Here is a 10,851-nt window from a genome sequence, read left to right as displayed (position 1 = left end):
GTCGAAGTGCGTTTCTCCGCCCTCCAACGCCGCGAGACCGCCGTCCGTTGACTTCTACGCGTACGGGTTGCGGCCTGACAAACCGCCCACCTTGCACGGCCCGTTGAACGCGTCACGGCAGACCACCACGGCGAAGTAGGTGATCGAGTCGCCGCTGATCGACCACTTCAGGTCGTTGTACGTCGTGTAGTCCTCTTTGTCGCAACCCGAGTAGTCGTAGCGGTGCGTCGGCGTCGTGTCCGGGTGCAGCGAACCGTTGTAGAAGAGGAAGTAGGCGTAGACCGGTTTGGCGTCGCAACCCCAGTCGGACACGATCAGGTCGATGTTCCCGACCGAGCTGCGGCCGGTCCAGTCGAACGTCGCGCCGGCGTACCCGTAGTCCTGCCCCGAGTAGATGAACTCCTGCGCGGCGGCACCTGCCGTGCCCGTGGTGATCCCGGCTGCTGAGAGCGCGACCATGACGGCGGCTGCGATCTTGCTTCTCCAACTCATGGGCGGCAGTCAACAGTGCTGCCGAGCGTCGGAGAAAGCCTTTGCACCTTGGCGCAAAACCTCCGCGACCGGACAGGTTCCTGTCGCCGGAGCCGCGCCGCTAGTAGCGTCCCGGGGCATGAGACGACTGCTCAGCGTCGCGTTGTCGTTCCTCCTGGTGGCCGTGGCCGCGCAGCCCGCGTCCGCGCACGGTGGCGACCAGCCGTTGCCCGGCTACACGATCGTCAACCCGCCGCTCGCCCCGGCGCAGGTCGGCGGCAAGCCCACCAGGGTGATCCAGGGCGTGCACAGCCACGCGGGCTACATCATCGAGGTGCCGCCTCGCTGGAACGGCCGGCTCGCGATGTGGGCGCACGGGTACCGCGGCCAGGGCAAGGTGCTCACGGTCGACGCGCCGCCGTACGGGCTGCGGCAGCGCTGGCTCGACGAGGGCTACGCCTGGGCGGCGTCGTCATACTACAGCAACAGCTACGACGTCCGCGCCGGCGTGACGACGACCCGCGAGCTGGCAACGCTGTTCGGCCAGAAGGTGCAGCGGCCCAAGAAGGTCTTCCTGGCCGGTGTGTCGATGGGCGGGCACGTGATCGCCCGGTCGCTCGAGCAGTATCCGGGCTTCTACGCGGGTGCGTTGCCGATGTGCGGTGTCGTGGGTGACCACGAGCTGTTCGACTACTTCCTGAGCTACCACCTGCTCGCGCAGGCGATCACGGACATCCACGCCTACCCGCTGCCGCCGGACTACCTCACCGCGGTGGTGCCGCGGATCCAGCAGGCGCTCAAGGGCAACGACCAGTTCCGTGCTCTTGTCGCCAACCTCTCCGGTGGTGCGCGGCCCGGCACCGACGCGGCCTACGCGTACTGGCAGAACTTCCTGTTCAACCTCGTCACCACCGGCGACACCCTCGCGGACAACCCGCTGCAGATCGCCACGAACACCGGCCTCCGCTACCGGCCCAACTCCCCTGTCGACGTGAACGCCGAGGTGCAACGGGTTCGTGCCGCGAACCCCGTCGCGCGCTACACGTGGGGGCTCACCGAGATCCCCGCGGTTCAGGGTCTGCCGAGTGCGCCCGTGGTGTCGTTGCACGGGATCGGTGACCTGTTCGTGCCGTTCAAGATGGAGCAGGACTACCGCGACGACGCCGCCCGGTTCGGCCGCACGCATCTGCTGGTGCAGCGGGCGATTCGCACCATCAACCACTGCGAGTTCTCGGACGCCGAGGTCGGGGACGCGTGGCGCGACCTGACCTCGTGGGTGGACCGGGGCAAGCGGCCGTCCGGTGACGACGTGCGCCGGACCGACGATCCACGCTACGGCTGCCGTTTCACCGATCGTCTCGCCACCGGTGGCACTCGGGCCCTCTTCCCTGCCTGCTAGAGGACCAAGCTCTCGCCGCCATCCAGTCCCGCGTGGCACGATCTCGTGCCCGCTCGGGCGATGACAACGTTGTCGTCGCTCGCCAGGAGAGAGGAAGGCTCATGTTCGGCTCCCTGCACCGACACGCCAGACGCTCGATTCCCCTGATGGTCGCCGGTCTGCTCACCGCAGGCGTCGTCACGGCGACACCCGCGTCCGCCGCACCACTTCCGTTGACACAGCACGTGAACCCGTTCATCGGCACCGACAACAGCAACTCGCCCAACCCGGTGCCGGGCGGCGCGGGCGGCAGCACCTACCCCGGCGCCGTGGTGCCGTTCGGCATGGTGCAGTTCAGCCCGGACACGCCGACCGCGTCGCCCTCCGGCTACCGCTACAGCGACACGAGCATCCAGGAGTTCAGCCTCACCCACTTCAACGGCGCGGGCTGCGCGAACAACGAGGACCTCGGGATCCTGCCGATCACCGGCAACCTCTCGTCGTCGCCGGGCACGAACTGGACCGGATATGCCGGCAGCTACACGAAAGCCAACGAGTCGGCGTCGCCCGGTTACTACAAGAACCGGCTCGACACCTACAACACCGGCGTCGAACTCTCGGCGACCAAACGCACCGGGTTCATGCGGCTGACCTACCCGAGCACGTCCACCGCGCGCGTGCTGATCAACAGCAGCCGCAGCGCGACCGGCAACCGCAGCGGGTCGATCGCGATCAACGGCAGCCAGCTCACCGGGACGTTCACCGGCGGTGGCTTCTGCGGGTCGTCCAAGACCTACCAGCTCTTCTACGCGATCCAGTTCGACCGCGCGCCGACCGGGTTCGGCACGTGGCTCGGCGGCACGGTCTCGGCGGGGTCCGCGTCGACGAGCGGGGTGAACTCCGGCGGCTACCTCACGTTCGACACGTCCGCGAACCCCGTGGTGCAGCTGAAGGTCGGCGTCTCGTTCGTCAGTGTGGCCGGCGCGCAGGCGAACCTCGTCGCCGAAACTCCTGGCTTCGACTTCGCCGGAACCCGCACTGCCGCCGACACCGCGTGGAACGACGTGTTGAACCGCGTGCAGGCGACGGGCGGGACCGCCGCCGACCTGCAGAAGTTCTACACCGCGCTCTACCACGTGTTCCAGAACCCCAACATCGCAAGCGACGTCAACGGCCAGTACCGCGGCTTCGACCAGACCGTGCGCACGGCGTCCCACACCGTCTACCAGAACTACTCGGGCTGGGACATCTACCGTTCGTGGGCCTCGCTCATCGCGTTGCTCGCCCCCGCGGAAGCCAGTGACATAGCCAAGTCCATGGTCCTGGACGGCCAGCAGGGCGGCCTGCTGCCGAAGTGGTCGCACAACAGCAACGAGCACTTCGTGATGACCGGCGACCCCGGACCGATCATCGTGTCGAGCCTCTACGCGTTCGGTGTGCGCGGCTTCGACACCGCGGCCACTCTGGCGTTGATGGACAAGAGCTCCAACGGCGGCACGACGCAGGGCCAGGCGATCCGCGGCCGCCAGTCGGGCTACCTCAGCAGGCACTACGTCACCGAGGACCCGTCGGACTCGCTGGAGTACTCGGCGTCCGACTTCGCCGTCGCCCAGTTCGCGCAAGCCCTTGGTGACACGGCGAAGTACAACACCTACATGACCCGCGCGCAGTGGTGGTCCAACGTGTACAACCCGGAGTCGGGCTACGTGCAGAAGCGCAACGCCGACGGCTCGTGGGCGTGGCCGGTCACCCCGGCGAGCCCGACCGGCTACACCGAGGGCAACGCGTCGCAGTACACGTGGATGGTGCCGTACAACTTCGGCAGCCTGATCAACCTGATGGGCGGACCGCGCACCGCGATCCAGCGCCTGGACCACCACTTCACGCAGCTCAACGGCGGCCTTTCGCTGCCGTACTTCTACATCGGCAACGAGCCGGAGCACGGCGTGCCGTGGGCGTACAACTACGCCGCCTACCCGCAGGGCACCAGCGCCGCGGTGCGCCGGGTGATGACCGAGTCGTTCACGACGGCCGCCGGTGGGCTGCCCGGCAACGACGACCTCGGCGCCACCTCCGCGTGGTACGTCTGGGCCGCGATGGGCATGTACCCGCCCACTCCGGGTTCAGATGTTCTCGCTTTGCACGGGCCGTTGTTCCCGTCCGTCACGGTCACCAGGCCTTCGGGTGTGCTGCAGATCAACGCTTCCGGCGCCGGGGCTCAGTACGTGCAGAGCTTCAACCGCAACGGGGTCGCCTCCTCCCGGTCCTGGCTGCGGTACGGGGACATCTCGGGCAACGCCACGCTGAACTTCGCGATGGGTTCGTCGCCCAGCGCCTGGGGCACGGCCGCTTCTGACGTGCCGCCATCGTTCAACGACGGCTTCACTCCCCCGGCTCCCGCCCCTGCTCTGGGCACGAACCTGGCGCTGGGCAAGCCCACCACGGCGTCGGAGCCCTGCAACGCGAACGAGGCCGCGGCGAAGGCGTTGGACGGCAGCCTGTCCGGCAAGTGGTGCTCGCTGGCGGCGACGAAGTTCCTCCAGGTCGACCTCGGCTCGGCGCAGAACGTCGGGTCGTTCGTGCTGAAGCACGCCGGGCTCGGCGGGGAGAACACCGGCTGGAACACGGGTGCGTACAACGTCCAGACGTCGCTCGACGGCACGAACTGGACAACGGTCGTCAACGTGTCCTCGGTGCGCGCGAGCCGTTCACACCACCCGATCACGCAACGGCAGGCGCGGTACGTCCGGCTGAACGTCACCACGCCGACGAACAACGGCAACACCGCCGCGCGGATCTACGAATTCGAGGTGTACAGCTCATAACAGATCTCGGTCCAAGGCTGGGACGGATCGTGAGGACCGTAGATCTCCCAACGGGTTCCCGTGGTTCGGAGGCTGTTCGCGGCGCACCAGGTCAGCACGGCCTGGTGCGCCGCACCGAGCTCATCGTAGGGTCCAATGTGGACCGTATGGGCGACACGTGCGGCGGGGAGTTCTGACGCCACCACTCTGCCGGTCAACGGGCACGGCACGGTCAGCTCGACACCGACCTCGACGTTCGGTGCGTCGTCCCGGTACAGCATGATGTTGCGGCACCCGCTCGTGATGCCGCCCGCGCGCAGGCACGCCCACACCTCGTCGAGCATCGGCTGCCAGAGCCGCGGGAACTCAGCCCAGGTCGTCGTCGCCGCGACCACGGCGGTCGGCCGGGCCGCGACCACGGTGACGTTCACCGGTGCAGTGGTCACGGCCCGATCGTACGACCGCGGTCAGGCGATGCGGAACGACTGTGCGGCGCTACCGTTGCACGCCGCCTGCACCAGCTGGACCTCGTCGGCGCTCGAGCCGCCGGGCACCGTCAGGCACTTGCCGCTGTGCCGCGCGACCAGGTGGTAGTAGCCGCCGCCCTCGGACACCGGCTGCCACTGCTGGTTGTTGCCGCCGCCGTACGTCCACAGGTGCACACCCGCGCCATCGGCGAGCGACACCCTGGACACGTCGAGCACCAGCGCCGCGTTGGTGCGGTTGTCGGCCCGCGTGTAGCCACCGGACGTCGGCTGGAACCGGAACTGCTGCGCGGTGGTGCCGTTGCACGAGTACTGCTGGATCACGGTGCCGTTCGTCGATCCGGCAGCCTTCGCGTCGACGCACTTGCCGTTCGCCTTGTTGACCACCGGGTACCAGGCCGTGGGCGAGATGCCACCGGGGTCCTGCGTGCCGCCGCCGAGCCCGCGCAACCCGTCGAGGATCAGCTTGTTCTGCTGCGCGCTCTCGAACGTCGACGACAACGCGGTGTCGGTCGCGTAGTTCATCTTGTTGTGGCCGAAGTTCGCGTACAGCATCTTGTAGTTCTTGTTGGTCCAGATGATCGGGAAGTCGCCGGAGTACCAGATCTCGCCGGGGTTGTCGCCGACCGGGAACGTCGACTGGTCGAGCGACGCCAGCACGGTGATGTTCGGGTTCTGCCGGAGGTTCTTCTCCCACGAGTACCACTCGCTGGCCGACGACAGGATCGTGTCCGGCAGGTTCGCGGTGGCCGGGTTGCCGTGGTTCTCGATCCGCAACGTCTCCGCGGTCGGCGCCCAGCTGTTGCGCGAGAAGCGACCGGAGCCGAGGAACTCGTCGTGGTACCACCGCATGTACGGCTGGTCCTCGGCGTCGGAGTAGGCCGAGACGTGGAAGCCGAAGTACGCGCCACCCGCGTCCAGGTACCGCTTGAAGCCCTCGTACTGCTGCTGGGAGTGCGGCTTGTCGTCGAGGAACATCACGACCTGGTACTGCCCCGGCGTGATGGAGTTGAGCAGGTTCCAGTCCTTCGTCGCGGTGTAGGTGTAGCCGTTCGCGGCGGCCTGCTGCGGGAACCAGACGTTGGCCTCGCGCGCGAAACTGCGGTGCGCCTGATCGGCCGGCTCGGTGTAGAAGGCGAGCACCTTGAACGGGGCGGCGGCCTGGACCGGTGCCGCGACGGAAGCGGCTATCAGTGCGGTCGCGGCCAGCAGTTTCCAGGCGCGCTTGAAGAAGCTCTTCGGCACAGGGGTTTCCTTTCCGGCGCGGCGGCAGGGGTCCGCACTCGGATTAAGGCACAGCCGAAGATGGGTGGTCCAGACCTTTTGGTGCCGTTACGGAGACCGGAAGAACGACCGGAAAGCACAGGGGGACAAAAGGGACTGCCCGCCACTCCCGGAGGAATGGCGGGCAGAGAACAGAGCACTTGCCCTCACCACTCCCGGAGAAGTGAGCGGGCAATCCCACTACCAAGAACTACCGGGTCGGTCCCAGCCGGGTCCAGGGGCTCGCCGGGTTGGCGGCGTCCGGCGTGTCCCCCTTCGTCCAGTACTTCGCCTTCCAGTAGAACCCGTTGTACGACACCACGGTCCGCGTGATGCCGTTCGGACTGCCCGCGACCATGGCAGTGCCGATACCACCGCTGTTCCGAGGCTCGGCCACGAAGTCGAACCGAGCCCAGCTGCTGCCCGCCGCGAACGACACCAGCTGATAAGCCTTGCCGTGCTCGGGCTCACCGCTGATGACCTTGCCGGCCGCGTCGACCAGCTGCCACCACTGACCAGCCGCACCATCGCAGTCGCGCACCGAGAGCGAGCCGAGCAGCCGGTCCGCGGACAGGCACGGGTCCCGGCCGCTGGTGTCGGACTTGACGTGGAACCACGCCTGCCCGTTGTCGCGGCTGTCGAGGCTCACCGACCACAGCTGGCTCTTGGCGTCACCGGCGTTGCGCGCCAGCGTCGCCGCGCTGCTGCCCGCCGCGTGGTCGAGCAGGCCGCCGCTCGCGCTGTCCTCGAACTTCCACTTCGTGCCCGTCTTCCACATCCCGAACGGCGCGACGGCCGGGTTGTAGGTGCGGTCGGCCTTCCAGTCCTCGGCCTGGCACGCGGGAACGTTCGTGCCCCCGGTGTCGGGGCTGACCAAAGACGTGCCCTTGCGGCCCTCCGAAGAAACCCCGTAGCTGTTGTTGCCGATCTTCAGCACCGTGTTCAACGGCCCGGTGATCGGCAGGTAGTACTTCAGCCCGATGTCCCGGGACTTGCCCGAAGCCAGATCCTCGCAGTAGCCCAAAGTCAGCTTCAGCCGGTGGAAGTCGCCCTTCAGCCCGCCCGCGTTCGGACCCTGGTGGCCGGGCGTGATCGCGTCCTTCATCTCCTGCCACGCCTCGTCCTTCACGAGCGCCGAGGTCGAGGTCGGGATGTCGAACGAGATCTCGGTGCCGGCGGGCAACGTCTTGCCGCTGCGGTTCGTGATCCGCAGCTTCGGCTGGATCGGCCACATGTCCTTGACGTCGGTCGGGTAGTCGGTGAGCTCGACCGAGACGTCGACGACCTGCTTGGGCGGCGCGACCGCACCGGACGGGTCGGTCCTGGGTGTGGACGAACCGAGCGCGTTGGTGAGCCGCGTCGTCAGGTCGTAGCCCATGCCGTACTCACCGTTCGAGCGCTTGGTGTAGTCGCCGGCGAGCTCCCAGATCATCACGCCGCCGAGGCCCTTGTCCTTCACGTAGGCGGCCTTGGCGTCCAGGGCGCGTTCGTCCTCAGTGGACAGGAACACCTTCTTGTCGGAGTTCCACAGCCAGCCCGCTTTGAGCGTCGAGTCGTACTTGCCCTGGTAGGTGCCGGTGAGCTTGTTCTCCGGCTTGCCGGTGTCGAGCCCGTACGCCGACAGGTAGCCCGGCGAGACGCCCTGGGCGAGGTTGCGCGCGTGCCACATCGGGTTCGAGCCCGCCGCCACCTCACGACCGCGATCCGTGTCGTGCCAGACGTTGTCGATGCCGACCGCGCCGTTGCCGCACGGCGTGGTGGTGCCGGGCGAGTTGCCGCCCGTGCCAGTGCCGGGCGGGCACGCCTTCTGGTCGGGCAGTGCGGCCGTGCCCCACAACCCGTCCGTGCCGCCTTCGACGCCGCGCCAGCCTCGGGTGTAGTACGGGATGCCGAGGTTGATCCGCGACGGCGCCAGCTTGCCCCGGTAGTAGTGGTAGCTCCAGTCCAGGTTGAAGTAGCCGTTCTTCTGGTACTCGGGCTCGCGGTAGACGCCGGCGGACGTCAGCTCGTTGTCCTTGCCGTCGTCGTAGAGCGGTGCCTGCGGGCCGACGAAGTGGTTCCACGAGCCGTGCAGGTCGTAGGACATGATGTTGACGAAGTCCTGGTACTGCAACGCCTGCCCCGCGTCGAGGCCGCGCACCAGGTAGCCGGAGCCGGACACCGCCGAGGTCAGCAGGTAGTAGCGGCCCTTGGCGGCCGCCGCGTCGTCGAGCTTGGCGCGCAACGTCTTCATCAACGCCGCGTAGCCCTCGGCCAGGTGCGGACGCAACGGGTTCGCGGTGGTCCAGTCGTTCGGGTTGCCGGAGTTCGGCAGCGCCGTCGGGTACTCGTAGTCGATGTCGACGCCGTCGAACCCGTACTTGCCGAGGAACGCGACGACCGAGTCGGCGAACGTGTCGATGGCCGGCTGGTTCGCCCAGCCGGTCGACGGATCGCGCTGCGACCGGGTGGTCATGGCGTAGAAGCCGGTCGACTCCGCCCAGCCGCCGACGGAGATCAGCGTCTTCACCGCCGGGTGCTTCTTCTTGTAGCGCGTCAACAGGTTGAAGTGCCCCTTGTACGGCAGCGACTCGTCCATCTCGGCGCCGCGGAAGCCGGGCCAGGTCATGCCTGTCGCCGGGTTCTTCGCGTCGTCGGGCCCGACGGAGATCCTGTTGTTGTCCACCCGCGCGAACGCGTAGTTGAGGTGCGTGACCTTGGACCACGGGATGTTGTTCACCAGGTACTGCGGGCTGTTGTCCTGCCCAGCGCGCCACCCGGTGAAATAGCCGACCGCGCGCCGCGTGCGGTCGTTGCCGACCCACTCCACGCCGTTCGTGTCGTAGACGTCGCAGTACCGGGCCTTCGACGAACCCGTGAGGCCTTCCGGACGGCAAGCCGCGTGCTGGTCACCCGAAGACGGCTTGGTGCCGCGGTTGTCGGCGGCGGTGTCGAACGGCGCACCGGCGCTCAGCCGCGGATCGTTGGCGGGCACTTCTTCCGGCGTACCACCGGATCCCGGCGTGTCGCCGTGGTAGACGTACTTGTTCAACGCCTCGACCGCGGACATCGGGTTGCCGTCGCCGTACTGGTCGATCGCGAGGAAGTTCGCCTTCTTCCGCGCGGCCGGAGCGCAGAACCGCTCGGCCCGGTTGAGCGCCTTCTCGTTGTCGTTCTTGTAGGTCGGAGCGACCGGTGCGTCCCGGAAGTGGTTCATCACGAACAACCGCCGGAAACCCTTCTCCTCGGTGCTCAGCGGGATGTTGTCCCATCGGCTGTAGCACCGCCAGTCGGAGTCACCGGAACCCGGACCCATCGACCAGTAGTTCTCCACGGTCCACTGCGACTGGGCCATGAACCCGAGCTTGTTCTTCGCGTTGTCCTGGTTCGCCGCGGCGTTGTCCTGGGTGAACAGCAGCAGCCGCTTGCCGCTCGCGACCATCGAGCTGACGGTCGGCCAGCCCGCGTTCCACACGTTCTCCCGGTCGGGCCGGAACACGAGGTCCTTGAAGGTCCCGTTCTCGCCGAAGAGGCCGGAGAGCGCTCCATCGAGCTGCTCGGCGGTGACGTAGTCCTCCAGGAAGACGCTGACGATCGCGTTCCTGTCCTCCCGCAGGTAGTTCCCGATGTCGGTGAACAGCTTCGCCGCCTCGGGACTCTCGTCCAGACAGCCCTTCAACACCGGGATGTCGTGGCAGAGCCGCACTTTCCCGTTCTCGAAGTGCGCGTCCATCATCAGTCCGCGGGCACCGGCCTTGAGCTGCGCGGTGGTGCTGTGCGGCTGGTTCGGGAACGCGAGCCCGTCGTCGGCCTGGTCCTCGGTGTTGTGCATCGAGTTGTGCGTCGTCAGGAACGTGACGTCGTCGAGCTTCGGATCGTTCGGCATCGGCCCGCGCGGCGGGTCGATCGGCGTCACGTACCACGCGTCGTTGGCGATCGAGTCCTCGGTGATCTTGACCTGCATCGCCGAGTTCATGATCGGCTCACCCCAGAGCCGCCGCTGCGTACCCGGCACGAAGATCCGGTAGACGTCACCGGCGTCGTGGCGGAACTCCCAGTTCGTCTTGGGTTCGTCGCACGAGCCGACCACGAGCCGCGGGTCGCCCTCGGGGTTGTTCTGCTCGGTGAGGCACTCGCTGTCCAGCTGGACGTTCTTGACCTTGTAGGTGCCGTCGCCGGTGCGGGAGACCTCCCACTGCTGGTAGTTCTCGTCCCCCTTCGGCCGCCCCATGGCGACCCACTTCAGGTCCGGGTTCCGCGAGGCCTGCATGTTGTAACCGCTGATACGGCTTTGGAGGTAGAACTTGCCTCCATCAGGCGGACTCTCGTCCGACAACGTTGTCACCTGATCAGACCGCTCCGGTGCTGCCACAGCTGGCACGCTCGGTGCCGTGCTCAGCACCAGAACGGCCGCGAGCAGGCCGGATGGCGTCTTGATGCGCATGTTCCCCCTCAAGAACATTGCTTTTCC

Annotated in this window: 6 protein-coding genes; 2 read left to right on the top strand and 4 right to left on the bottom strand. The window is 67.4% G+C overall.

Features of this window, described 5'->3' with window-relative positions; genetic code table 11:
- Window positions 1–54 precede the first annotated feature (54 nt).
- Window positions 55–492, bottom strand: a complete 438-nt coding sequence (locus AB0M24_RS01650; protein WP_363759379.1) for a hypothetical protein — start codon at window positions 490–492, stop codon at window positions 55–57.
- A 118-nt stretch (window positions 493–610) separates the two neighbouring features.
- Here AB0M24_RS01650 and AB0M24_RS01645 point away from each other — a divergent pair, with 118 nt between their 5' ends.
- Both AB0M24_RS01645 and AB0M24_RS01640 read left to right on the top strand, forming a co-directional pair.
- Complete coding sequence (locus AB0M24_RS01645) at window positions 611–1,870, top strand: hypothetical protein (RefSeq protein WP_363759376.1); 1,260 nt, start codon at window positions 611–613, stop codon at window positions 1,868–1,870.
- A gap of 101 nt (window positions 1,871–1,971) precedes the next feature.
- Window positions 1,972–4,674, top strand: a complete 2,703-nt coding sequence (locus AB0M24_RS01640) for a GH92 family glycosyl hydrolase (protein WP_363759373.1) — start codon at window positions 1,972–1,974, stop codon at window positions 4,672–4,674.
- Here AB0M24_RS01640 and AB0M24_RS01635 read toward each other — a convergent pair.
- The 3 genes from AB0M24_RS01635 to AB0M24_RS01625 all read right to left on the bottom strand — a co-directional run bounded on the left by AB0M24_RS01635 (window position 4,647) and on the right by AB0M24_RS01625 (window position 10,824).
- On the bottom strand, window positions 4,647–5,099 hold the full coding sequence (locus AB0M24_RS01635) for a GyrI-like domain-containing protein (RefSeq protein ID WP_363759370.1): 453 nt from the start codon (window positions 5,097–5,099) through the stop codon (window positions 4,647–4,649). The two genes, AB0M24_RS01640 and AB0M24_RS01635, sit on opposite strands and share 28 nt — an antisense overlap.
- A 21-nt stretch (window positions 5,100–5,120) precedes the next feature.
- Complete coding sequence (locus tag AB0M24_RS01630; protein ID WP_363759367.1) at window positions 5,121–6,383, bottom strand: RICIN domain-containing protein; 1,263 nt, start codon at window positions 6,381–6,383, stop codon at window positions 5,121–5,123.
- 229 nt (window positions 6,384–6,612) lie between these two features.
- Window positions 6,613–10,824 (bottom strand): glycosyl hydrolase family 18 protein, encoded by a 4,212-nt coding sequence (locus AB0M24_RS01625; RefSeq protein ID WP_363759364.1) that lies wholly within the window; start codon window positions 10,822–10,824, stop codon window positions 6,613–6,615.
- Between the last annotated feature and the right edge of the window lie 27 nt (window positions 10,825–10,851).

Origin of the sequence: Lentzea sp. NPDC051838 (genome assembly GCF_040681245.1) — a bacterium.
GTDB lineage: Bacteria > Actinomycetota > Actinomycetes > Mycobacteriales > Pseudonocardiaceae > Lentzea.
Note: the sequence above shows the minus strand (reverse complement) of the source record. Positions and strands in the feature narration are given on the sequence as shown.

Coding starts and splice junctions, on each gene's coding strand:
- AB0M24_RS01650 (WP_363759379.1), bottom strand. CDS start 492: ATGAGTTGGAGAAGCAAGATCGCAGCCGCCGTCATGGTCGCGCTCTCA.
- AB0M24_RS01645 (WP_363759376.1), top strand. CDS start 611: ATGAGACGACTGCTCAGCGTCGCGTTGTCGTTCCTCCTGGTGGCCGTG.
- AB0M24_RS01640 (WP_363759373.1), top strand. CDS start 1,972: ATGTTCGGCTCCCTGCACCGACACGCCAGACGCTCGATTCCCCTGATG.
- AB0M24_RS01625 (WP_363759364.1), bottom strand. CDS start 10,824: ATGCGCATCAAGACGCCATCCGGCCTGCTCGCGGCCGTTCTGGTGCTG.